Source organism: Variovorax sp. PCZ-1 (assembly GCF_018413605.1).
Lineage (GTDB): Bacteria > Pseudomonadota > Gammaproteobacteria > Burkholderiales > Burkholderiaceae_C > JANMDU01.
Window position 1 is genome coordinate 136,753 of sequence record NZ_JAHCDN010000001.1, and the last position, 22,911, is coordinate 159,663.

The window sequence follows — 22,911 nt, forward strand, 5'->3', positions numbered from 1 at the left end:
ATACCACAGCTAGGCTAGCTGCACCAAGCGAGTCGGTAGGGGTTAACTCGTTGAATCATTGTGCCACAGTCACAAGCCCTGTCCAACGCTTCGTCGCTTACATCTTGGCTTGAAAGCAAATTGTTGCTGTGGAGCGACACTTTTGGGTTTGATCTCTGCGCCTGAAAGCGCGATTTCGGAGTCCAGAAGAGGAAGGAAAGCGGGCTAAAATCGTTGGTTTTGAGCGACATCTTTGCCGCTTCAAATACGCCCCTAAAAGCAGTCTGCGCAGCAAAAAATGACATCATTCGCCAAAGAAACCCTGCCCATCAGCCTAGAAGAGGAAATGCGCCGCAGCTACCTTGATTACGCGATGAGCGTGATTGTGGGGCGAGCGCTTCCTGATGCGCGCGATGGTTTGAAGCCTGTGCATCGCCGCGTGCTCTATGGCATGCATGAGCAGAACAACGATTACAACCGCCCCTACCGCAAGAGCGCGCGTATCGTCGGTGATGTGATGGGTAAATACCACCCTCACGGCGACTCTGCGATTTACGACACCATCGTTCGTATGGCGCAGCCCTTTTCGTTGCGCCACATGCTGGTCGATGGACAAGGTAATTTCGGCTCGGTGGATGGTGACAACCCAGCAGCGATGCGCTATACCGAGATCCGCTTGTCAAAAATTGCTCACGAGCTGGTTGCGGATATTGATAAAGAAACGGTAGATTTCGGCCCCAACTATGACGGCTCCGAAAAAGAGCCTTTGGTGCTCCCAGCAAAGTTTCCCAACTTGCTCGTTAACGGCTCCACCGGCATCGCCGTGGGTATGGCGACGAATATTCCGCCGCACAACTTGAACGAAGTGGTGGATGCCTGCTTGCATCTTCTGAAAAATCCAGAAGCCAGCATTGACGAGCTGATGGAAATCATTCCCGCGCCCGATTTCCCCACCGGCGGCATCATTTATGGCACGAGTGGCGTGAAAGAGGCTTTCCGCACTGGGCGTGGCCGCGTGGTGATGCGCGCGAAAGTGCATTTTGAAGACATTGACAAAGGCTCACGCCAAGCCATCATCGTCGATGAGCTGCCGTATCAGGTCAACAAGAAGACTTTGCAAGAGCGCATTGCAGAGCTCGTGCACGAGAAAAAGCTCGAAGGCATTTCACACATCCAAGACGAGTCCGACAAATCCGGTATGCGCTTGGTGATTGAGCTCAAGCGTGGTGAAGTACCTGAGGTGGTGCTTAACAACCTTTACAAACTCACGCAATTGCAAGATACCTTTGGCGTGAACACCGTGGCCTTGGTGGATGGCCAGCCCAAGCTGTGCAATCTGAAAGACCTCATCAGCGTCTTCCTGCTGCATCGCCGAGAAGTCGTCACACGCCGCACGGTATTTGAGTTGCGCAAGGCGCGTGATCGCGGCCATTTGCTCGAAGGTTTGGCGGTTGCATTGGCCAATATCGATGAGTTCATCAAGATCATCCGCAACGCGCCTACACCTCCCGTGGCCAAGGCCGAGCTGATGAGCAAGACCTGGGACTCGCAGATTGTTAAGCAGATGCTCACGCGAGCGAAAGCTGATGGTTCAGTCATCAGCGCGGATGACTATCGCCCCAACGGTTTGGAGCGCGAATTTGGTTTGCAGAAAGATGGCCTCTATCGTTTGTCTGAGGCGCAAACCACTGAAATCTTGAACATGCGTTTGCAGCGCTTGACGGGTCTTGAGCAAGACAAGATCGTTGCTGAATACAAAGAGGTCATGGCCGTGATCGACGATTTGCTCGACATCTTGGCCAAGCCCGAGCGCGTGGGCGCGATCATCAGCGAAGAGTTGGTGGCGATCAAAAATGAGTTTGGTCAGACCAAGCTCGGCGCACGCCGCTCCGAAATCGAGCACAACTCGCAAGATCTCTCCACCGAAGATCTGATCACGCCAACCGATATGGTGGTGACGCTCAGCCACTCAGGCTACATCAAGAGCCAGCCGCTCTCCGAATACCGCGCACAAAAACGCGGCGGGCGCGGCAAGCAAGCCACACAAACCAAGGAAGACGATTGGATTGACCAGCTCTTCATTGCTAACACGCACGACTACTTGCTCTGTTTCTCCAACCGTGGCCGCATGTATTGGCTCAAGGTCTGGGAAGTGCCAGCAGGCTCGCGTGGTTCGCGCGGCAGGCCGATTGTCAATATGTTCCCACTGGCCGATGGCGAGAAGATCAACGTCGTGCTCGCGCTCACGGGCGAGAACCGCAAATTTCCTGCGGATCATTTCGTCTTCATGGCCACGAATCTCGGTACTGTGAAGAAAACGGCGCTGGACGAATTCTCCAACCCACGCAAAGGCGGCATCATTGCTGTCGATCTGGACGAAGGCGATTACTTGATCGGCGCTGCGCTCACTGATGGCAAGCACGATGTGATGCTTTTCAGCGATGGTGGCAAAGCCGTGCGCTTCGATGAAAACGATGTGCGCCCCATGGGCAGACAAGCGCGCGGCGTGCGCGGCATGATGCTCGAAGACGGGCAAAACGTGATTGCCTTGCTGGTCGCAGAAGATGAGCAGCAGAGTGTGCTCACCGCCACAGAAAACGGCTACGGCAAGCGCACGAACATTCAAGAATACACGCGCCACGGCCGTGGCACAAAAGGCATGATTGCCATCCAGCAGAGTGAGCGCAATGGCAAGATCGTGGCGGCTACTCTTGTGCATGCGGATGACGAAATCATGATGATCACCGACAAAGGCGTGATCGTGCGTACGCGTGTATCCGAGATCCGCGAATTGGGCCGAGCGACGCAGGGCGTGACCTTGATCGCTTTGGATGATGGCTCCAAACTCAGTGGCTTACAGCGCATTGTGGAGAACGATGCTGCGATTGACGCAACCGCGGATGATGTCAATGGCGAAGACGGCACAGGTGGTGAAGAGCCAACATCGGATGCTTAATCACTATTATTTCAATAGCATTCCGCGCAGTATCTATGCCGTCTGTATGCCATTATGAGCAATAAAACACTCTCCCAGCTACGCACTGAGATTGATGCAGTAGATCGCGAACTGCTCTCTGCGCTCAATCGTCGCGCAGCATTGGCTGGCGAAGTGGGTGAAATCAAGCGCGTAGAAGGCTCAGCTGTGTATCGCCCGGAGCGTGAGGAGCAGGTGATTCGCCAACTGCAAGAGACCAATGCAGGGCCTTTGAAGGCAGACAACATCAGCCACATCTGGCGTGAAGTGATGTCTGCTTGCCGCAGCTTGGAAGCCGCGCAACGCGTAGCTGTGCTCGGGCCTGCAGGTACGTTTTGTGAGCAAGCTGCGTTGGAGTTTTTTGGATCAAGCGTTGAGTTGATTTATTGCGCGACATTTGATCAAGTGTTTCAAGCCACGGCGGCTGGCTCGGCGCATTTTGGTGTGGTCGGTGTGGAAAACTCCACGGAAGGCCCTGTCACACGTAGCTTGGATTTGATGCTGCAAACGCCTGCGAATATTGTGGGTGAGGTGAGTTTGCTGGTGCGCCATCATTTGTTGCGCCAATCGCAGAGCTTAGAAGGCATTGAGGTGGTGGCTGCGCACCCACAGGCGCTCGCGCAATGCCAAGAGTGGCTCAATAAGCATTTGCCAAATGCGGAGCGCAAAGCAGTGTCCAGCAATGCAGAAGGCGCGCGCTTGGCAGCAGAGAACCCCAACTGGGCAGGTATTTCAGGCGAGCGTGCAGCCAGCGTATTCGGCTTGCATATCGTGAGCCATGCGATTCAAGACGATGCCTACAACCGCACGCGCTTTTGCATCATCGCGCTGCCGGATACCATTCCTGCGCCCAGCCCCAGCGGGAAAGATTGCACCAGCCTGATCATCTCCGTGCCCAACAAACCGGGTGCAGTGCACGATCTGCTCGTGCCACTGAAAAATCATGGTGTATCCATGACGCGCTTTGAATCTCGCCCCGCGCGCACTGGGCAATGGGAGTATTATTTTTACATCGATTTGCAAGGCCATTCGCAAGACGCGAATGTGGCAAAGGCTTTGACCGAGCTGCAAGGGCTTTGTGCTTATTTCAAAGTATTGGGCTCGTACCCAGTTAGCTCTTAAGAAGAACAAGCATCATGTTTGACCAACTCGGATTGATCGGCTGTGGCCTGATGGGCGGCTCATTTGCCTTGGCCATGAAAAAAGCGGGCTTGGTCAAAAAAGTGGTGGGCTATAGCAAATCACCATCGACCACGCAGCGCGCCTTGCAAATGGGTGTGATTGATGTGGAGGCACCTTCTGCTTTGCTCGCCGCCTCGGGCTCGGATTTGGTGCTGATCGCTGTGCCTGTGGCCGCGATTGAGTCCACACTGAAAAGTATCAAACACATCCTCTCACCCGAGACCTTGGTGATGGATGTGGGCTCGACCAAGCGCAATGTGGTGGATGCGGCGCGCCGTGTGTTGAAAGAACAAGTGGGTGTGTTCGTCGCGGCGCACCCAATTGCTGGCAAAGAGCTCTCCGGCGTGGAGCATTCGGATGTGACGCTCTATCAAAACAAGCAAGTCATCATCACGCCAATTGAGCGCACGCAAACTGCGCAGCTCAACAAAGCCACCAAGCTCTGGGAAGCGCTGGGCTGCCAGGTGCTGAAAATGTCGCCCGAGGCACATGATTCTGCTTATGCGGCCGTGAGTCATCTGCCGCATTTGATCGCGTTTGCGATGATGAATGCGATCACTGATCAGCCCAATGGCCGTGAGTATTTGTCTCTCGCCGGCATGGGCTTCAGAGACTTCACACGTATTGCGGCCAGCGACTCCAAGCTGTGGACCGATGTGCTCATGGCCAATCGCCAAGAGCTACTGGCACAATCGCGCCACTTTCAAAAAGCGCTGCATGCGCTGGAGCGCTTGATGCAGGCAGAGCAAGCTGATCAGCTGGAGCATGAGATTGATCGCGCTAGCTTGACGCGAGCTCAGTGGAAGATGACGCAGCGTAAGTAACGCTCATTGAGATGTTCAATACAGCTTATCTCGACTTGCCACCTCTGCAAAGCGCCGCTGGCACGGTGCAACTGCCCGGCTCCAAAAGTATTTCCAATCGCGTGCTGTTGCTAGCAGCATTAAGCCGTGGCCGTACGGTGATCCATGACTTACTGGATTCGGATGACACGCGGGTGATGCTGACGGCCTTAGAGCAACTGGGCTGCGGCGTGGAGCGAGGCGTTGCTGGTGTGCCGACAGATGTCGCGATCACTGGCTTGGGTGGCGGTGTGCCCAAAAGCCCAGCGAAGCTCTTCCTCGGAAATGCAGGCACAGCAATGCGCCCACTCACAGCAGCCCTCTCCGTACTCGGCGGCGATTTCGCGCTCTCAGGTGTGCCTCGCATGCATGAGCGGCCGATTGGCGATTTGGTCGATGCACTACGTCAGCTCGGTTGCCAGATTGATTACACGGGCAACGATGGTTTCCCACCTCTCAAAATTGGTACGCCTGGTTTGAAACTGGATGCACCGATTGCTGTGCGTGGCGATGTATCCAGCCAATTCCTCACCGCCTTGCTGCTCGCTTTGCCTTTGGTCGCCAAACAAGATATTCATATCGATGTGATTGGTGAGCTGATCTCCAAGCCCTATATCGAAATCACGCTGAATCTACTGACGAAATTTGGCATCAACGTGAAGCGTGATGGATGGCAGCGGTTCACGATTTCCCAAGGCGCGAGCTACCAATCACCCGGCGAAATCTGGGTGGAAGCCGATGCCTCATCTGCTAGTTATTTCATAGCACTTGGCGCAATATCTACGACGACAAATAGCTCAATTCGTATTGAAGGCTTGAGTGAAAACGCGATTCAGGGCGATATCCGCTTTGTGGATGCAGCGCGGCTCATGGGTGCGCAGATTACGAGTGGCGCGAATCATCTGGAGATCAGCAAGGGCGCATGGCCGCTCAAAGCGATTGACCTGGATTGCAACCACATTCCCGATGCTGCGATGACGCTGGCTGTGATGGCTTTGTACGCCGAAGGCACAACCACACTGCGCAACATCGCCAGCTGGCGCGTGAAAGAAACAGACCGCATTGCCGCGATGACCACTGAGCTGCGCAAGCTTGGCGCGACCGTGGTTGAAGCCCAAGATTTCATCAGCGTTACGCCTCCCGCTTTGAATGCTTGGAAAGCCGCCAGCATCCACACCTATGACGATCACCGCATCGCCATGTGTTTCTCGCTCGCGGCTTTCAACCCTGCGTCAAAGGCCGTGCGGATCGAAGATCCGAAATGCGTGGCGAAAACCTTCCCCGATTATTTTGAAACCCTGTTCTCGGTCGTCAAGCCGAGCAGCGTTCCCGTGATCTGTGTTGATGGCCCCACGGCCTCCGGCAAAGGCACATTGGCCAGCCGTGTGGCGCAGCAACTTGGGTTTAGTTATCTCGATTCTGGGGCTCTGTATCGTCTCACTGCTTTGGCCGCCAAGCAGCAGGGCATTTCTTGGGACGACGAAGCGGGGCTGGCTAAATTAGCAGCTCATCTGCCAGTCGTCTTTGAAGGCCAAACCGTGCTGCTCAATGAAGATGATGTCTCCGAGCTGATTCGCTCCGAAGAAATGGGCATGGGCGCATCCAAGGTGTCGGTTTTCCCCGCTGTGCGAGAGGCTTTGACAGCTTTGCAACATAGTTTTGCTCGCCTTCCTGGTCTCGTTGCAGACGGCAGAGACATGGGCACCGTGATTTTCCCCACCGCCCCGCTCAAAATTTTCCTCACTGCCAACGCAGCCACCCGTGCCGAGCGGCGCTATAAGCAGTTGATTTCAAAGGGAATTTCTGCTAAACTCGATAGTCTTCGCGCTGACCTAGAAGCGCGCGATCTGCGGGATTCTTCCCGCGCATCTGCGCCTTTGAAACCCGCCGAGGATGCTGTGCTCTTGGATAATTCTGGGCAAACCATTGAAGAATCGGTGGCTTTTGTTTCCAACCAATGGCAAAGCAAGCTAGGCGTGTGATCACTGCTTAGCAAGAAGCCCCGCTCAACACCCCTCGCGCTGCATGCGCACGGTTGATCGGATTTTTAAACCTAACCCGCCGCTAGCCGGCACAAAACCTGCGCTAACTGCTATCGAATTTGAAGCGCCATCCCGTCGCTATTCGCATGCTTTGCGCAACAGGAACTCTCATGTCTGAATCTTTTGCAGCCCTCTTTGAAGAATCGCTCAAGCGCACTGAAATGCGCTCCGGTGAAGTTATTACCGCTGAAGTCTTGCGTGTTGATCACAACCACGTTGTTGTGAACGCAGGCTTGAAAAACGAAGCGTTCATCGATATCGCCGAATTCAAAAACGACCAAGGCGAACTCGAAGTCAAAGTGGGCGATTTCGTGTCTGTGGCCATCGGCGCTGTTGAAAACGGCTATGGCGACACGATCCTCTCGCGCGACACCGCCAAGCGCCTCGCTTCTTGGCTCAGCCTGGAAAAAGCGCTGGAATCCGGCGAATTCGTCACTGGCGTGACCTCTGGCAAAGTCAAAGGTGGCCTCACTGTTTTGGTCAACGGCATCCGCGCTTTCTTGCCCGGTTCGCTCATCGAAACCCGCCCGATCAAAGACCTGTCTCCGTACGAGAACAAGACTTTGGAATTCAAAGTGATCAAGCTTGATCGCAAGCGTAACAACGTCGTTCTGTCTCACCGCGCTGTCAAAGAAGCCAGCATGGGCGAAGAGCGCGCCAAGCTGATGGAAAACCTGAAAGAAGGCTCTATCGTCAAGGGCATCGTCAAGAACATCACCGAATACGGCGCATTCGTCGATCTGGGCGGTGTGGATGGCCTCTTGCACATCACCGACATGGCATGGCGTCGCGTGCGTCACCCAAGCGAAGTGGTGACCTCTGGCCAAGAAATCAGCGCCAAAGTGCTCAAGTTTGACACCGACAAAAATCGCGTGTCCCTCGGCCTCAAGCAAATGGGCGACGATCCTTGGATGGGCGTGGCTCGCCGCTACCCAGCGCAGACCCGTATGTTCGGCAAGATCACCAACATCGCCGACTACGGCGCGTTTGTGGAAATCGAGCCAGGCATCGAAGGCCTCGTGCACGTCTCCGAGATGGACTGGACCAACAAGAACGTGGCTCCTAACAAGCTCGTGACCATGGGCCAGGAAGTGGAAGTCATGGTTTTGGAGATCGACGAAGACAAGCGCCGTATTTCCTTGGGCATGAAGCAATGCAAAGCCAACCCGTGGCAAGAATTCGCAGCAGCCACCAAGCGTGGCGATCGCGTTAAAGGCCCGATCAAATCCATCACCGATTTCGGCGTGTTCGTCGGCTTGGCTGCTGGCATCGACGGCCTCGTGCACCTGTCTGACCTGTCTTGGACCGACACCGGCGAAGCCGCCGTCAAGAACTTCAAGAAAGGCCAAGATGTTGAGGCCATCGTTCTCGCCATCGACGTGGATCGTGAGCGCATCTCCCTCGGTATCAAGCAACTCGACGCCGATGCCTTCACCACCTTCGCCTCTGTCAACGACAAAGGCGCTGTGGTGACCGGCAAGGTCAAGACGGTGGATGCCAAGGGCGCTGAGATCGATCTCGGCCAAGACATCATCGGCTACCTGCGCGCTTCCGAAATCAGCCGTGATCGCGTGGAAGACGCACGCAACGTGCTCAAAGAAGGCGACGAAGTCACTGCAGTTGTCACCAACATCGACCGCAAGAGCCGTCAAGTTTCCCTGTCCGTCAAGGCCAAGGATTCTGCCGACGAGCAAGCTGCGATGGCCGATCTGAGCCAATCGTCCAGCCGCGAGTCTGCTGGTACGACGAGCTTGGGCGCTCTGCTGCGCGCAAAGTTGGATAACAACTGATCTAACACGCTGGCTCATGACCCGTTCTGACCTCGTTGAAGCGCTGTCCTTGCAATTTGGGCAGCTCACCCAGCGCGATGCCGAGTTTGCCGTCAAGACGATTCTTGACGCGCTCGGCGATGCGCTGGTCAAAGGCCACCGCATTGAAATCCGAGGTTTTGGCAGCTTCTCGGTGAACCGCCGGCCGCCGCGTGTGGGGCGCAATCCCCGCACCGGCGAATCCGTGACGATTCCAGAGAAGCGCGTGCCTCACTTCAAGCCGGGCAAAGCCCTCCGTGAAGCTGTGGACGCCAAGACGGAAGAGATGCGTCAAAAAGGTCTGCTTTAAAACTTATTTGTATTGATGGCTTGCCCGTAGAATCTGAGCTAACTAGCCTCAGAGACATATGCAAAACATCCTGTGGCTGCTTCGGTGGATACTGAAGGCAGCCATTTTTTTTACACTCTTCGCCTTTGCGCTGAACAATCAGCATGAAGTGGCTGCGCATTTTTTCTTTGGCAATGAATGGAAAGCGCCTTTGGTGGTCTTGCTCTTGATTGCGTTCACAGCAGGCCTCTTCATCGGTGTGCTTGGCATGTTGCCACGCTGGTGGAAGCAGCGCAAAGCACAACAAACCGCAGCTACGCAAACGGTCAGCATACCGCCACCGCGCGCGCAGGACGGAGCAGCTTGATGGAGATCGATGTCACCTGGTTCTTGCTCGGCCTGCCCCTGGCCTTCGTACTCGGTTGGCTCGCATCACGCCTTGATATGCGCCAACTGCGCATCGACAACCGCCGCTCACCCAAAGCCTATTTCAAAGGTTTGAACCATTTGCTCAACGAGCAGCAAGATGAAGCCATTGATGCCTTTATTGAAGCAGTTCAAAAAGACCCGGATACGTCAGAGCTGCATTTCGCTTTGGGTAATTTATTTCGCCGCCGTGGTGAATACGATCGCGCTGTGCGCGTGCATGAGCACCTACTTGCGCGTGGTGATTTGTCCAACGCAGAGCGCGAGAGAGCGCAGCATGCATTGGCGCTGGATTTTCTGCAAGCAGGCTTGCTAGATCGTGCAGAAGATGCTCTGGGCAAGCTCGAGGGCAGTAAGTTTGAAACGCAGGCTCGTTTAGCGCGCTTGGCCATTTACGAGCGCACACGTGATTGGCCGCAGGCCGAGCGCATTGCCCAGCAATTGCAAACCAGCGGGCAAGGTGATTTCAGCACCCGAGCAGCGCACTATTTGTGTGAGCAAGCTGCTGGTCAAAGCCCAGAGCAGCAGCACAAACTGCTTTCCAAAGCGATCGAACTCGCGCCGCAATCAGGACGTGCTCGTATTGCCCTGGCTGAGCTTGCAGAGCAGGCCGGTGACACCCATGAGGCATTAAATCTGTTGTTGGCCGTTATAGAATCTGCGCCAAGCGCTACGCCTTTGATAGCAGATAAAGTGGCTATGCTCGCGATTCAAAGCCAGCGCGCGGGCAACGTGCAGCCCGTACTTCAAGCCTTGTATGACAGCACGCATTCCCTCGATGTGTTGCAAGCGTTGGCTAAACTGCGTGCCAGCGCTTCTGGCGAGAGCGCATTACGCGAGCAGCAGTTGGCTCATTTAAAGCAAGAGCCATCGCTCGTGATCGCCGCGCAGCTGCTCAAAACCCAAAGTCTCGACCAAGATATTCAACGCGCTTTAGACAAAGCCGCACAGCCCTTGCTACGCTACCGCTGCGCCTCCTGCGGCTTCGAAGCCAGCCGCCATTTCTGGCAATGCCCCGGCTGCCAGAGCTGGGACAGTTACAGCACGAGAAGAGTAGAAGAGTTGTGACGATAAGCAGAGAGCAACTTTCACAAGCCAGTGTGCTTGTCGTCGGTGATGCGATGCTGGATCGCTATTGGTATGGCGATGTGGAGCGCATCAGCCCCGAAGCGCCTGTGCCCGTGGTGCATGTCAAGCGCGATGAAGAGCGCATGGGCGCAGCGGCCAACGTCGCAGCCAATGTGGTCAGCTTAGGCGCGCAGGCCAGTTTCATCGGTGTGGTGGGGGCAGATGAAGCTGGGCGGAAATTACAAACTTTGCTCGAAGGCAGCGGCATCACCAGCCATCTTGCACTCGACGAGAGATTGCAAACCACGGTGAAGCTGCGTGTGATTGGTCGCGCACAGCAATTGCTGCGACTGGATTTTGAAACACCACCCACCCATGATGCTCTCGCTGTACAAGCGGCAGTATTTGCAGAGCGTATGCCGCTACACGGCTGTGTGCTGTTTTCTGATTACGCCAAGGGCAGTTTGGCATATGTTGCTCCTCTGATTGCGGCTTCTCGCCAAGCTGGTAAGCCGATACTGATTGATCCCAAAGGCAGCGATTATTCGCGCTATGCAGGCGCTACGGCCATCACGCCGAATCGCTCGGACTTGCGCGCAGTGGTGGGGAGTTGGCACAGCGAAGATGAACTGCGCAGCAAAGCGCAAAACCTGCGCACTCAGCTCAATTTGGAAGCCATCGTACTCACGCGCAGTGAAGAAGGCATCACCGTGTTTGATGCGGCGGGTGATTTGACGGTAAGCACGCAAGCGCGTGAGGTGTATGACGTGACGGGCGCTGGCGACACAGTGATCGCCACACTGGCAGCGCTGCTTGCCGCAGGCATGACACTGCGCGATGCCTTACCTCATGCTAACAAAGCGGGCGCCGTTGTCGTTGGTAAGTTTGGTACAGCCACAGTGAGTTTTGAGGAGGTTTTTGGCCATTCGCCCTTATAAAATCTGCGCAGAGTGCTACTGAATTTATAGTAAAGTCTGGTCGGTACACTGGATCAGTGCGCCGACCATGACGCTGCAAATGATCAGATGACAGCCAAAGTCACCTCAATATTGCCGCGCGTCGCATTGGAGTAGGGGCACACTTTATGTGCCGTCTCCACCAAATCTTGTGCCACGGCTTTGTCCATGCCGGGCAGGCTCACGGTGAGGCGAGCTGCGATGCCAAAGCCTTGAGGAATGGGGCCAATGTCCACTTCTGCATCAATCGAAGCATCTGCAGGCACAGCGATTTTCTTCATGCCAGCCACATGTTTCATCGCGCCCATGAAGCAAGCTGAGTAGCCTGCTGCAAAGAGTTGCTCAGGGTTGGTCGCCGTGCCAGCGCCGCCCATGGCTTTGGGAGGCGAGAGTTTCACGTCCAGCATGCCGTCATCCGAGCGGGAAGTGCCATCGCGGCCACCTGTGGTGTGGGCTTTGGCGGTATAGAGCACTTTGTCGAGCTTGTTCATGGTGTTTTCCTTTGAGGGGGTTGAGGGGGAAATGGGATGGGGATAGATCAGGCAGCAAGCGTTGTTTGCAGCCGGTTGCGCAGGCCTTGTACTTGCTGCGTGATGCTCATGATCTCGGGCACGGAGCATTGCAAGGCAGTCACCACGCAGCCTGGGATTTTTTGCGCTTGCACTTTGAGCGCGCGGCCACGCGCTGTGAGCACGATATGCACGCGTCGCTCGTCTGCTGCATCGCGTACGCGCGAGAGCAGCTCATTGGCTTCTAGGCGCTTGAGTAATGGGGTGAGCGTGCCTGAGTCAAGGGACAGGCGCTCGCCTAGCGAAGAGACGCTCAATCCATCATCGCCCCACAGAGCCAGCATCACCAAATATTGCGGATAGGTCAAACCCAGCTCAGCCAGAAGAGGTTTGTAGAGCTTGGTCATGGCCAATGAGGCGGAATACAAGGCAAAGCACAGTTGGTTGTCTAGCGCTAAAGCGTTGTGTAAGGGTGAGGCGGAGGTGCTGTTCTTGCGCATAGGTTGAATTATTGCACACAATTAAATTGTGTGCAATTTGATTAAAACATGCCATGTTGATTGATCAAGCCAACAGTGCGGCTTGAATTTTTTGCAAACGCCTTAAAATAGCATGCTCTGGGGCTGCTCTGGTTTCGACGGGGGCTAGACGTCTGGTAGTGCATGTCGAGCTGAATGTGCTCGTAAAACTGATTCAAAAAACTTAACTGCAAACGACGAACGTTTCGCACTCGCAGCTTAATTGCTGAGAGGCTTGCAACAGCTCTCCGATGGGCTGGGCAAAGGGGTGATGGGGCAACCTAGCATTTCTCGGCTGCAAGCTTATTCACATCGGATGGTCTTCACTCGGGTGACTTGAGTGAGGGCGAGAAAATAGGTCGCTGGTCTGTTTCGTAGCGTGCCCCTGCGCGACGAAATGGGCGAGACACAAATCAGAAGGCTACACATGTAGATCGATCAGGAAAAAGGTTTTCGGACGCGGGTTCAATTCCCGCCAGCTCCACCACTTATCAATCCAAGGCCAAAAAAGCACAAAGCGCCCTCTTGGGGCGCTTTGTTGTTTGTGCGAAGCAGGATTTAATCTGCTACGGGTGAAGTACCTGCGAGCTTGGCAGTCACTTCTTTTTTACCCATCTTGCGCGCAGCAGCGATGGCAGGTAATTGGCTGGCGCGCGGTTTGGCTTTGCCTTGTTCCCATTTGTAGATGGATTGACCGCTGACTCCTAGCAATTGACCCATTTCATTGGCCGAGAGATTGAGCTTCTTGCGCAAAGTGATGAAGCCATCTTGGCGAAAACGCAGTTTGTCTTTTTCTTCATTTGAGGCCGAGCTGGCACGGCCAGGTTTGCCTGCTTGTTTGGCGAGCTTGCTGATACTGGATTCAAGCGCGGCAATGCGGCGTTTGAGTTCAGCGATTTCAGAGCGGTAATTAGAAGAGGATTTTTTGAGTGCCGCGGTTTCGGCTTTACCCGCTTTTTTGGCAATGCGGGCGATTTCTGCTTTGAGTTGATTAGCAAATGTAGTCACTTAGATTTTTCCAACGATATGATTTTTATAGATCCCCTGAGGATTTTTTAACAATAACAAAGATTATGGCTTATTTGTTGATTGAGATTGTAAATTTCTGCGATGCCAAGCCAGCCACATCAACGAAGCAGCTGTGAGCGCTACGGGGGCAATCGAGCCCCAGTTGAGCAAAGCCCAGCCTTGGGTGGTGACGAGTACGCCGGAGGCAAATGAGGATAAAGCAAGCGTTGCAAATACACAGAAATTGAGTGCGCCTTGGGCCTTGTCTTTTTCTTCTGGTTTGTAGGCATCCAGCGCCAAAGTTGTGGCGCCTGTAAATAGAAAGTTCCAACCTACGCCGAGTAGAAAGAGAGCGATGAGGAATTGATGGAGTTCTACGCCAGACAGTGCAATGGCGATACAGAGCGCGTTCAGGAGCACGCCGATGCCCATGATGCGTAGCGTGCCGAAGCGCTTGATCAGGTGGCCCGTGAAGAAGCCGGGGGCGAACATCCCGATGACATGCCATTCGAGCACGAGGGCGGCATCTGAAAAAGGCAGGCCGCATTGCTGCATAGCCAGGGGTGTGGCTGCCATCAGCAGGTTCATCACGCCGTAGCCCAAAGCGCTGCCCAAAGCGGCGACGATGAAGACGGGCTGCTTCATGATTTCTAGCAATGGCCTGCCACCGGCGGTTTGGGCGGCGACTTTGTGTTCTGGGAAGTCGATGAAGGCTACAACGGCCAAGCCCAAGAGTGCCACGAAAGCCAAAGCCAGATATGCGCCCGCAAAAGGTGTGGCCATGAGGGTGCGCGTGGCTGCAGCGAGATTGGGCCCGGCCACCGCGCCAATCAAGCCACCTGCAAGCACGAGCGAAACGGCTTTTTCTTTGAAGCTGCTAACAGCCAATTCCGCAGCTGCGAAACGGTAGAGCTGGGCATTGGCGTTGTAATAACCTCCCACCACCGTGGCGGCAACGAGCAGCCAGAAATCTTTGGCCCAAGCAGCATAAAGGCAGAGGAGGGCGGAGAGCATGGCAACGATCAGGCCAATCAAAAACGAGCCTTTGCGACTATACATGCGCTGCGTACGCGCCACCAAAGGGGTAGCCAGCGCCCCGCCCACCACATAGCCCATCACAGGCAGCGTAGCCATCCAGCCAAAGGGTGCAAGAGCGAGACCGACGAGGCCGTTAATAGCGATGAAGACGACGTTATTGGTGAGAAAAAGGCCTTGCGCGAGAGCGAGCAACCAGAGGTTTTTGTTCATAGGAAATATCCGGGTTAGCTCAGCGTCCATATCGCCAAAGCCGCCAGTGGCGCAGTTTCAGAGCGTAAGGTGCGTGTGCCTAGAGTGATGGGCGCAAAACCAGCGTCGATGGCAGCTTGCTGTTCTTGTGGGCTCAAGCCGCCTTCGGGACCAGCGAGGCAAATCAGGGGCTGGCTAGGGTGTTGCGCTGCCCAGTCTGCAGCTCGAAGGGTTTCAAGATGAAGGCAGAGGATGGCTTTGGCAGCAGTGCTGAATGCTATCGATTCAATAGCTGCTTGCGCAGATTCTACGCCGGCGATCAGCCATTTTTGATATGAAACAGGGCTGTGAACAACAGGAATACGATTGCGGCCACACTGCTCGCAGGCGGCGACAGCGGCAGCTTGCCAATGCGCGGTTTTTTTCTCGGCGCGTTCGCCGGAAAGCCGCAACACGCTGCGCTCGGTCATGAGCGGTTGAATGCTGACTGCGCCGAGCTCGGTGGCTTTTTCGATCAGCCAATCCATGCGTTCGTTGGCGGGCATGCCGATGGCCAGATGCACTTGGCGTGCAGCTTCGCGCTCAATCGCGTGATGCGCGCCGATCTCCGCCTCCACTTGCGAGCGCCCCATCAGCGTGACTTTCGCCTCAAATTCACCGCCTTGGCCGTTGAAGAGGATGAGCGTATCGCCAGGTTGCATGCGTAGCACTTGCACATGGCGCGCGGCTGCAGCATCGAGCTGTAGTTTGTGGCCAGGTGAAAGAGCTTGCGGTGTGTAGATGCGTGGCATAGAAAATCAATACACTACAAATTTAATAGCATGTTGCGCAGATTCTATGCCGGTAAACCGTTGTTTTTCTTTAAAAATCATAAAAAACTACATCCGACCAAACGCCCAGCCGCTGGCTTCCTGAAGGCCTTCGACTTCATCGATCACTTTGAGAAAAGGTCCAAGTTCGCGATAGCGGTTGCAGGTGCTGCGGATATAGTGGATGAAGCGTGGCGTGTCGGCCAAGTATTTTTCTTTGCCATCGCGCAGTGTGAGCCGAGCGAAGATGCCGGCCACTTTGAGGTGGCGTTGCAAGCCCATCCACTCGACAGCACGATAAAACGCCCCGAAATCTGAAGACCAATCTTCAAAATCCATCAGTCCAGCTTTGCGCGCTTTTTCCCAATAGCGCACGGTCACATCGAGCACGAATTCTTCGTCCCAGGTGAGGAAAGCGTCACGCATGAGGGAGGCGATGTCGTAACTGATGGGGCCATACACCGCGTCTTGAAAATCTAAAACGCCAAGCTGATCATCCCGTGTCAGCATCAAATTGCGCGGCATGAAATCGCGGTGCACATAGACGCTGGGCGCGGCGAGATTGCGGCGCACAATCAGATCGAAGGCGCTTTGCATGGTTTGCTGCTGCGTGGTAGTCAAGGTGACTTTGCGATGTTGCGCCAAATACCAATCGGGAAAAAGCGAAAGCTCGCGGCGCAGCAGGGCTTCATCGTAAGCTGGCAAGATGCCGGGCTTGGAGGCGAGTTGCCATTGAATGAGCGCATCGGTAGCCTGCATGTAGCGGCCGAAATTAGCCTGCGGCTCCTGGGTGTTGATGCCTTGCATCATGGTTTGTGCGCCCAAATCGGTGAGCAGCATGAAACCTTGGGGCTCATTCCAGGCCAGCACCTCAGGCGCGAGCAGGCCTGCGCTCTGCAAAAGACCAGCGATTTTGACGAAGGGTTTGCAATCTTCTTTGTCTGGCGGCGCATCCATGATGATGCGTGGCGAGCCGTCAGCCGCATCGATGCGCAGATAGCGGCGGAAACTGGCATCGGCGCTTGCGATCCGGAGAGTTTCGCTCTGAAGTTGATGGCTGGCTGCCGTATCAGCCAGCCAATCGACAAAAGCTTGCTCGCGCTGTGAATCTGCCCAAACGACAGAGATTGGAGATGAAGAAGAGGTTAGGTTGTGGCTCATGGATAATCCCATTGTATAAACCGTTTTCTCGTTCGCTCCAGTATTGTCTTCTTGCATGCGTCTGCCACAGTCTGCTCACACCCGATCACACCGCCTTGAGATCGCCGCCCATCCTGTGGCTTGGGCGGTAGCTTGGCTCTGCGTGACATGCTTGCCCGCTTGGGCTCAAACGGGGCTCACGCCAGGCGCTGAGCCCGGCTTCAAGCTGAAATCTTCGCGCCAGCTACAAGAAAATTTCACGCCTGAGCAGCGTAAGGGCATGCCAACCTATGTGCTGGGCAACAGTATCACTGGCCGGCCCGAGCTGGAAACGGTGATTGAAGGCAATGCAGAATTGCGCAGAAACGGTGTTGTGCTGCGCGCCGACCGTATCGAATATTACCAACCCGATGATTTGGCCAAGGTGCGCGGTAAGGTCTATCTCAATCGGGACGGCAATGTTTATGAGGGCAGTGAAGGTCAATTGCGGGTCGATGCGCAAGAGGGATATTTCTTGCAGCCGCGCTTTCGTCTTCTCAGAAACAATGGGCGTGGCCAAGCCTCCCGAATCGACTTTATTGACGATCAACGTTCGGTTGCGCGTGATGCCAAATACTCGGTGTGGCACAAAGAGCCTGGTATTGAAGACTCGACAGACTGGCAAATCAAAGGAAGCCAAGTTCGCATCGACAATGAAACCAATGTGGGTGAGGCCAGCGGTGCGCGGCTGGAGTTCATGGGGGTGCCGATTTTGGGAGCGCCTTATTTGAGCTTTCCACTGACGGATGAGCGCAAAAGCGGCTGGCTGCCACCCAGCATCAACCTCGATAACGTCAGCGGCCTCGAAGTGGTCGTGCCCTACTATCTCAATCTCGCAGCCAACCGCGATGTCACGCTTTACCCGGCCATCCTTTCACGCCGCGGCATCAATCTGGGCACAGAGTTTCGCTACTTGGAGCGCAATTATTCCGGTTCAGCGCGCTTGGATACGATGCCGAGTGATCGATTGCGCAACCGAAACCGTTGGGGCTTGAGCACCTCACACGCCGGCATGATTGATACGGGCCTGCCTGCGGTGGGCAGTATCGGTGTCAACCTCGGTTTGAATCGTGTGAGCGATGATGATTATTGGCGCGATTTCCCGCGCGCCACCAGCTCGCTCACGCAGCGACTGTTGGCCAACGATGCCAGTGCCAGCTGGAGCCGTGGGGCCTGGAGCCTGTACAGCCGCGCACTCAAGTGGCAAACCTTGCAGCAAACCACATCCGTCATCACGCCACCCTATGATCGCCTGCCCCAGCTCAATGGCAGATACAGCCGCGTTAACCATGGCGGTTTGGATTACAGCTTAGAGCTGGATACCACGCGATTTCGCTCGGCCAGTGCTTTGACTTTGCAGCCTAACGCGCAGCGCAACTATTCTCTAGCGCAAATCAGCCGCCCATTTACAACACCTGGCAGTTTCTTCATACCAAAACTGCAATTGCACAACACGGCCTATAACTTTGATGCGCCGCTCACAGCCGGCCCCCTAACCGGCGCTCGCTCGGCCTCTCGCATGGTACCCACTTTCAGTTTGGACAGCGGCCTGATTTTTGAGCGCAACGCCAGCTACTTTGGGCGCAGCTTCACGCAAACATTGGAGCCACGTGCTTTCTATACCTACACACCCTTTCGGGACCAATCATCCTTGCCGGTGTATGACAGTGGCGCAAACGACTTCAACTTCGCCACCATCTTCAGCGAAAACGCCTTCAATGGCCATGATCGTCTCTCCGATAACAACTTGCTTACTCTGGGTGTCGCCTCACGCCTGCTTGATCCCGCAACGGGTGCTGAAATCATTCGCTTGAACTATGCCCAGCGCCTGCGCTTTGCTGATCAACGCGTCACACTGCCCGGCGGCTTGGCCGACAAATCGCGTTTCTCTGACATGCTCTTTGGCGGCACGATCAACTGGAATCCGCGCTGGCAGTTTGACGGCACGGTGCAATACAACCCCGATATCCGCCGCTCTCAGCGCAGCACCTTGAGTACGCGTTACACCCCCAGCCCTTATCGCGTGCTCAGTGCCACCTATCGTTTGAACCGCGGTGTGAGTGAGCAGATTGATTTAGGCTGGCAATGGCCAATCAATGATTTGTGGGGCGACAAAGGTAAGGCCATGCCCAGTGGCCAAGGTCAGGGCAAAGGGCGTTGGTACACAGTTGGGCGCTTGAATTACAGCTTAAAAGAGAACCGCCAAGTCGATACCATCCTAGGCTTTGAATACGATGGCGGAAGTTGGCTCGGCCGCGTGGCTGTCGAGCGCCTACAAACCACCACAAGCACAGCCACCAAACGTATTTTGTTCCAGATGGAATTCGTGGGTTTTGCCCGCGTGGGCTCCAGCCCGCTGAGCACCCTGCAGACCAATGTGCCGCGCTATCAGCTGCTGCGTGAGAAAATCGAGAATTCTCCCAGCCGATTCAGTAACTATGAGTGATTCTGTGATGACCCCCCAGCGTTTTTTGTATTTGGCTTTCGCACTTTTTTTTAGCGCGCATTCTTTGGTGCAAGCGCAGGGTTTGCGCGCCAGCCCGAATTTGAATCTTGGCCGCGCGGCGCAAGATACCAGCCAGCGCAGCGCTGATTTCATTGTCGCCATCGTCAATTCAGAGCCAATCACCAACCAGGAGGTGCGCAATCGCTTGTTGCAAATTGAGCAGCAATTTTCCGCTCGCGGCGCTGCCATGCCACCGCGTCAAGAGCTTTACGCCCAGGTGCTCGAGCGCCTGATCAGCGAGCGCACACAAATCCAATTGGCGCGTGACAGCGGTATCCGCATCGACACCCAAGCCATTGACAACGCCGTACAAAATATTGCGCGCCAAAACCAACTCAGCATGGATCAGTTTCGTCAGCGAATGCGTGAAGATGGCATTGACATGAACACACTGCGCAACAACCTGCGCGATGATTTGCTGCTCCAGCGTGTGCGTGAGCGCGAGGTGGAGCCGCGCGTGCGCATCACCGAGAGCGAACTGGACGCCTTCATCCGCGAGCAACGCGATTCGCCCACGGGGGACGTTGATATCAATATCGCCCAAATCCTGGTGGCAGTACCAGAGACTGCAACCGATGCGCAAATCACAGCGCTTGCAGCTAGGGCACAGCGTGCCTTTACACGCGCAAGGGCAGGTGAGGATTTTGCTGTGCTAGCGCGTGAGTTTTCTGATGCACCTGGCGCACGAGACAATGGTGGGGTGATGGGCTTGCGCCCTCTGGATCGTTACCCTGGCTTGTTTGTGGAGGCCACGCAAAATCTGCAAGCCGGTGGCGTAGCTGCCCCTGTGCGCTCGGGCGCAGGCTTTCATGTGCTCAAGGTGATTGAAAAGCGCCAGCAGGGTTTGGGCAATTTGGTGATCCCGCAAACGCGCGCTCGCCACATCTTGCTGCGTACCAATGCGCAGCTGCCTGAATCCGTGGCACGCGAGCGCTTGACTGAGCTGCGCAAGCGGATTGCAGCCGGCCTCGATTTTGCGCAAGCGGCTAAAGACAACTCGCAAGATGGTTCTGCGCGAGAAGGTGGCGATCTGGGCTGGGCTGTACCGGGGCAGTTTGTGCCTGAGTTTGAGGAGGTGATGAATGCATTGGCCATCGGCCAGGTATCCGAGCCTTTGGTATCGCGCTTTGGTGTGCATTTGATCCAAGTGCAGGAGCGCCGCGAGCGAAAAATGAATGAGCGTGAGCAGCGCGAGGCCGCGCGAGGTGCACTGCGCGAGAAGAAGCTGGATGAGGCTTTTATCAGCTGGGCGCAGGATGTGCGTGCCCGCGCTTACGTGGAAATGCGAGAGCCGCCGCAATAAGCGCACGCCATTCAAGCCCAAAGAAATTCTCCGTGTGAAACATATTCCGCGCAAACGCTTTGGCCAGCATTTTCTGGTCGATGGTGCTTTGATTGAAGCCATCGTCTCGCAGATTGACCCCAAGCCGGGCGATCATATGATCGAAATCGGCCCGGGCTTGGGGGCTTTGACACAACCTTTGCTGGAGCGCTTGGGTGCCATCACGGTGGTCGAGCTCGATCGTGATTTGGCTGCGCATTGGCGTATGCGCGCGCATGTGCAGGTCATTGAATCTGATGTGCTTAAAGTTGATTTTGCCGGCATACAGCCTGCGCAAAATGCTACTAAAAATGTAGCAAATGCTTCGCAGCTTCGTGTTGTTGGCAATTTGCCCTACAACATCTCCACGCCGATTCTGTTTCATCTTTTGCCTTTTGCTGCACGCATTGCCGATCAGCACTTCATGCTCCAAAAGGAAGTGATTGATCGCATGGTGGCCAAGCCAGCCACAGCAGATTACGGTAGGTTGTCTGTGATGCTGCAATGGCGCTATGCGATGGACAATTTTTTGCATGTGCCGCCCGAGGCTTTCGATCCACCGCCGCGTGTGCAAAGCGCCGTGGTGCGTATGATTCCGTATGCTCAGCCCGCCGAGCTCAAGCCTGAGCTGCTTGAGGAGTTGGTTAAAGTTGCTTTCAGCCAGCGGCGTAAGCTGCTGCGGCATTCTCTGGGGCGCTGGTTAGATGCCAAGAGCTTCACAGGCGCTTTTGATTTGCAACGGCGAGCGGAAGAAGTAAGCGTGAGCGAGTATGTGGCATTAGCTCAATTGCTATAGTTTATATAGCACTTTGCGCAGTATATAAGCCGCCAAACAGGCGATTTCATTAAAATTTATCCTGCTTGCGAGCGCAGTGCACGGCGATATTGGATGGCTTCTGCCACATGTGCGACTTGTGTATTTGGCGAGCTAGCCAAATCAGCGATTGTGCGCGCTACGCGTAAGGTGCGATGAATTGAGCGGCCCGACCAACCCAATCTTGCCGCAGCCGTGTTGCGAAATTTCCGCGCGGCGTCATCCAGCACGATTTGTTCTTCCAAGGCCTTGCCTTCAAGGGCACGGTTGAGTTGTCCTTGCCGTGCAAGGCTGCGCGCCTGAGCTTGCGCCACGCGCTGTGCAATCTCTTCACTGCTCTCCGTGGATGAGCCAGCTTGGCTCGAGGTGTTGAGCAATTCCTCTGGTGCCAAAGCTTGCACCTCCACATGGATATCAATGCGATCCAAAAGTGGGCCCGAGAGCTTGTTTTGATAGCGATCTACCTGATCGGGCGTGCATTTGCAGGCCTTCACGCGCGATCCCAGATGGCCGCACACGCAGGGATTCATCGCTGCAATCAGTTGGAAGCGCGCAGGGAAGGTCGCGCGCTGTGCAGCGCGGGAGATGCTGATTTGTCCCGTCTCGAGTGGCTCACGCAGGGCTTCCAAAGATGCCCTGGGGAAGTGAGGCAGCTCATCAAGAAACAGCACGCCTTCGTGAGCCAAAGAAATCTCACCAGGGCGTGGAGGAGAGCCGCCACCAACAAGAGCCACCGCGCTGGCGGTATGGTGCGGCGCTTGCACGATACGCTGTGCCCATAGCGAGGGCTTGAACTGCCCAGCCAAGCTCAAAATAGCCGCTGATTCCAAAGCCTCTTGCGTGCTCATGGGCGGCAAGATGCCTGCAAAGCGCTGTGCGAGCATGGATTTGCCCGTACCTGGTGCGCCCACCATCAACACGCTGTGACCACCCGCAGCAGCAATTTCTAGCGCTCGTTTTGCCGCTTGCTGGCCTTTGACTTCGCGCATATCTGCATGCTGGGCGCTGGGCTGGCGATCAGGGGCTTGCAGTATCGTCCAGCCGCCCGCTGACTCTGGCAGATCGCCTTCAGATGCTTTAGCTGGTGCAAATCTTGCCACCACATCCAGCAAATGCGCCACACGCACCACCCGCGCATCCGGCACCAGGCTGGCTTCTTCCGCGCTGCCTTCAGGTAGCACCAAAACAGGGGGCTCGCCTGTGTTTGCATCATGCTGCAAAGCCATGCCCAAAGCCATCGCGAGTGCACCGTTTACCGGCCTGAGTTGCCCCGAGAGTGAGAGCTCACCTGCAAATTCATACCCGTCTAGCTTGGAACTGTCGATTTGCCCGCTGGCAGCCAATATCCCCAAAGCAATGGGTAAATCAAAGCGGCCAGAATCTTTGTGTGAATTCTGGAGTTATTTGAGAAAATATGCCATCATTATTTAAGAATTCAAAATGGACGATTGCAC

The 22,911-nt window shown here is 55.3% G+C and carries 18 protein-coding genes, 1 other RNA gene and 1 pseudogene; 13 read left to right on the forward strand and 7 right to left on the reverse strand.

Annotated features, from left to right (window positions below; genetic code table 11):
• Positions 1-277 precede the first annotated feature (277 nt).
• The 9 genes from gyrA (at position 278) to rfaE1 (ending at position 11,548) form a co-directional block, all read left to right on the forward strand.
• The gene (gyrA, locus tag KIH26_RS00745) at positions 278-2,935 is read left to right on the forward strand and encodes a DNA gyrase subunit A (RefSeq protein ID WP_213441495.1); all 2,658 of its coding nucleotides are present in this window, start codon (positions 278-280) and stop codon (positions 2,933-2,935) included.
• Positions 2,936-2,989: 54 nt separating this feature from the next.
• Positions 2,990-4,075, forward strand: coding sequence for a prephenate dehydratase (pheA, locus tag KIH26_RS00750; protein ID WP_213441497.1), 1,086 nt, complete (start codon positions 2,990-2,992; stop codon positions 4,073-4,075).
• Positions 4,076-4,089: 14 nt separating this feature from the next.
• Positions 4,090-4,959 (forward strand): prephenate dehydrogenase, encoded by an 870-nt coding sequence (locus KIH26_RS00755; RefSeq protein ID WP_213441499.1) that lies wholly within the window; start codon positions 4,090-4,092, stop codon positions 4,957-4,959.
• A gap of 11 nt (positions 4,960-4,970) precedes the next feature.
• Entirely contained in the window at positions 4,971-6,959 is a 1,989-nt protein-coding gene (locus KIH26_RS00760; protein ID WP_213441501.1) for a bifunctional 3-phosphoshikimate 1-carboxyvinyltransferase/cytidylate kinase, read from the forward strand.
• Positions 6,960-7,129: 170 nt separating this feature from the next.
• Positions 7,130-8,809 carry a 30S ribosomal protein S1 gene (gene rpsA, locus KIH26_RS00765; protein WP_213441503.1) on the forward strand — a complete coding sequence of 560 codons (1,680 nt, stop codon included), beginning with the start codon at positions 7,130-7,132 and terminating at the stop codon, positions 8,807-8,809.
• A gap of 16 nt (positions 8,810-8,825) precedes the next feature.
• Entirely contained in the window at positions 8,826-9,137 is a 312-nt protein-coding gene (locus tag KIH26_RS00770) for an integration host factor subunit beta (RefSeq protein WP_213441505.1), read from the forward strand.
• A gap of 58 nt (positions 9,138-9,195) precedes the next feature.
• Positions 9,196-9,483, forward strand: a complete 288-nt coding sequence (locus KIH26_RS00775; protein ID WP_249660888.1) for a LapA family protein — start codon at positions 9,196-9,198, stop codon at positions 9,481-9,483.
• Entirely contained in the window at positions 9,483-10,610 is a 1,128-nt protein-coding gene (lapB, locus tag KIH26_RS00780) for a lipopolysaccharide assembly protein LapB (protein WP_213441507.1), read from the forward strand. The genes KIH26_RS00775 and lapB overlap by 1 nt, the downstream gene beginning before the upstream one ends.
• Positions 10,607-11,548: a D-glycero-beta-D-manno-heptose-7-phosphate kinase gene (rfaE1, locus tag KIH26_RS00785; RefSeq protein ID WP_349627830.1), complete on the forward strand. Its 942-nt coding sequence runs from the start codon at positions 10,607-10,609 to the stop codon at positions 11,546-11,548. Before lapB ends, rfaE1 begins: the two co-directional genes overlap by 4 nt.
• An 83-nt stretch (positions 11,549-11,631) precedes the next feature.
• Here the strand turns inward: rfaE1 and KIH26_RS00790 are convergent, their stop codons facing one another.
• Together KIH26_RS00790 and KIH26_RS00795 are read right to left on the reverse strand one after the other, a co-directional pair.
• Positions 11,632-12,057, reverse strand: a complete 426-nt coding sequence (locus tag KIH26_RS00790) for an organic hydroperoxide resistance protein (protein ID WP_213441511.1) — start codon at positions 12,055-12,057, stop codon at positions 11,632-11,634.
• 47 nt (positions 12,058-12,104) lie between these two features.
• Entirely contained in the window at positions 12,105-12,575 is a 471-nt protein-coding gene (locus KIH26_RS00795; RefSeq protein ID WP_213441513.1) for a MarR family winged helix-turn-helix transcriptional regulator, read from the reverse strand.
• Between the two features lie 119 nt (positions 12,576-12,694).
• On the opposite strand from KIH26_RS00795, the gene ssrA reads away from it, so the two are divergent.
• Positions 12,695-13,080: a transfer-messenger RNA gene (gene ssrA, locus KIH26_RS00800) on the forward strand.
• A gap of 71 nt (positions 13,081-13,151) precedes the next feature.
• Here the strand turns inward: ssrA and KIH26_RS17130 are convergent.
• The 4 genes from KIH26_RS17130 to KIH26_RS00820 all read right to left on the reverse strand — a co-directional run bounded on the left by KIH26_RS17130 (position 13,152) and on the right by KIH26_RS00820 (position 16,798).
• Positions 13,152-13,601 (reverse strand): helix-turn-helix domain-containing protein, encoded by a 450-nt coding sequence (locus KIH26_RS17130; protein WP_213441515.1) that lies wholly within the window; start codon positions 13,599-13,601, stop codon positions 13,152-13,154.
• 63 nt (positions 13,602-13,664) lie between these two features.
• On the reverse strand, positions 13,665-14,849 hold the full coding sequence (locus KIH26_RS00810; RefSeq protein ID WP_213441516.1) for an MFS transporter: 1,185 nt from the start codon (positions 14,847-14,849) through the stop codon (positions 13,665-13,667).
• Between the two features lie 14 nt (positions 14,850-14,863).
• Complete coding sequence (locus KIH26_RS00815; protein WP_213441518.1) at positions 14,864-15,619, reverse strand: 16S rRNA (uracil(1498)-N(3))-methyltransferase; 756 nt, start codon at positions 15,617-15,619, stop codon at positions 14,864-14,866.
• An 87-nt stretch (positions 15,620-15,706) separates the two neighbouring features.
• Positions 15,707-16,798 (reverse strand): aminoglycoside phosphotransferase family protein, encoded by a 1,092-nt coding sequence (locus tag KIH26_RS00820; RefSeq protein ID WP_249660890.1) that lies wholly within the window; start codon positions 16,796-16,798, stop codon positions 15,707-15,709.
• A gap of 55 nt (positions 16,799-16,853) precedes the next feature.
• On the opposite strand from KIH26_RS00820, the gene KIH26_RS00825 reads away from it, so the two are divergent.
• From KIH26_RS00825 to rsmA, 3 genes are read left to right on the forward strand one after another with little or no spacing between them, the layout of a single operon-like run.
• The gene (locus tag KIH26_RS00825) at positions 16,854-19,262 is read left to right on the forward strand and encodes an LPS-assembly protein LptD (RefSeq protein WP_213441522.1); all 2,409 of its coding nucleotides are present in this window, start codon (positions 16,854-16,856) and stop codon (positions 19,260-19,262) included.
• Positions 19,255-20,625 carry a peptidylprolyl isomerase gene (locus KIH26_RS00830; protein ID WP_249660893.1) on the forward strand — a complete coding sequence of 457 codons (1,371 nt, stop codon included), beginning with the start codon at positions 19,255-19,257 and terminating at the stop codon, positions 20,623-20,625. Before KIH26_RS00825 ends, KIH26_RS00830 begins: the two co-directional genes overlap by 8 nt.
• Positions 20,626-20,659: 34 nt before the next feature.
• On the forward strand, positions 20,660-21,439 hold the full coding sequence (rsmA, locus tag KIH26_RS00835; RefSeq protein WP_213441524.1) for a 16S rRNA (adenine(1518)-N(6)/adenine(1519)-N(6))-dimethyltransferase RsmA: 780 nt from the start codon (positions 20,660-20,662) through the stop codon (positions 21,437-21,439).
• A 56-nt stretch (positions 21,440-21,495) separates the two neighbouring features.
• Here the strand turns inward: rsmA and KIH26_RS00840 are convergent.
• Positions 21,496-22,842: pseudogene (locus KIH26_RS00840) on the reverse strand (YifB family Mg chelatase-like AAA ATPase); the annotation flags it as partial.
• Between the last annotated feature and the right edge of the window lie 69 nt (positions 22,843-22,911).

Bases quoted from the DNA above. Each gene is read 5' to 3' on its own strand.
- KIH26_RS00820 (WP_249660890.1), bottom strand. From the start codon at position 16,798: ATGAGCCACAACCTAACCTCTTCTTCATCTCCAATCTCTGTCGTTTGG.
- KIH26_RS00770 (WP_213441505.1), top strand. From the start codon at position 8,826: ATGACCCGTTCTGACCTCGTTGAAGCGCTGTCCTTGCAATTTGGGCAG.
- KIH26_RS00790 (WP_213441511.1), bottom strand. From the start codon at position 12,057: ATGAACAAGCTCGACAAAGTGCTCTATACCGCCAAAGCCCACACCACA.
- KIH26_RS00810 (WP_213441516.1), bottom strand. From the start codon at position 14,849: ATGAACAAAAACCTCTGGTTGCTCGCTCTCGCGCAAGGCCTTTTTCTC.
- lapB (WP_213441507.1), top strand. From the start codon at position 9,483: ATGGAGATCGATGTCACCTGGTTCTTGCTCGGCCTGCCCCTGGCCTTC.
- gyrA (WP_213441495.1), top strand. From the start codon at position 278: ATGACATCATTCGCCAAAGAAACCCTGCCCATCAGCCTAGAAGAGGAA.
- KIH26_RS00795 (WP_213441513.1), bottom strand. From the start codon at position 12,575: ATGCGCAAGAACAGCACCTCCGCCTCACCCTTACACAACGCTTTAGCG.
- KIH26_RS00760 (WP_213441501.1), top strand. From the start codon at position 4,971: ATGTTCAATACAGCTTATCTCGACTTGCCACCTCTGCAAAGCGCCGCT.
- KIH26_RS00825 (WP_213441522.1), top strand. From the start codon at position 16,854: ATGCGTCTGCCACAGTCTGCTCACACCCGATCACACCGCCTTGAGATC.
- KIH26_RS00755 (WP_213441499.1), top strand. From the start codon at position 4,090: ATGTTTGACCAACTCGGATTGATCGGCTGTGGCCTGATGGGCGGCTCA.
- rpsA (WP_213441503.1), top strand. From the start codon at position 7,130: ATGTCTGAATCTTTTGCAGCCCTCTTTGAAGAATCGCTCAAGCGCACT.
- pheA (WP_213441497.1), top strand. From the start codon at position 2,990: ATGAGCAATAAAACACTCTCCCAGCTACGCACTGAGATTGATGCAGTA.
- KIH26_RS00775 (WP_249660888.1), top strand. From the start codon at position 9,196: ATGCAAAACATCCTGTGGCTGCTTCGGTGGATACTGAAGGCAGCCATT.
- KIH26_RS00830 (WP_249660893.1), top strand. From the start codon at position 19,255: ATGAGTGATTCTGTGATGACCCCCCAGCGTTTTTTGTATTTGGCTTTC.
- KIH26_RS00815 (WP_213441518.1), bottom strand. From the start codon at position 15,619: ATGCCACGCATCTACACACCGCAAGCTCTTTCACCTGGCCACAAACTA.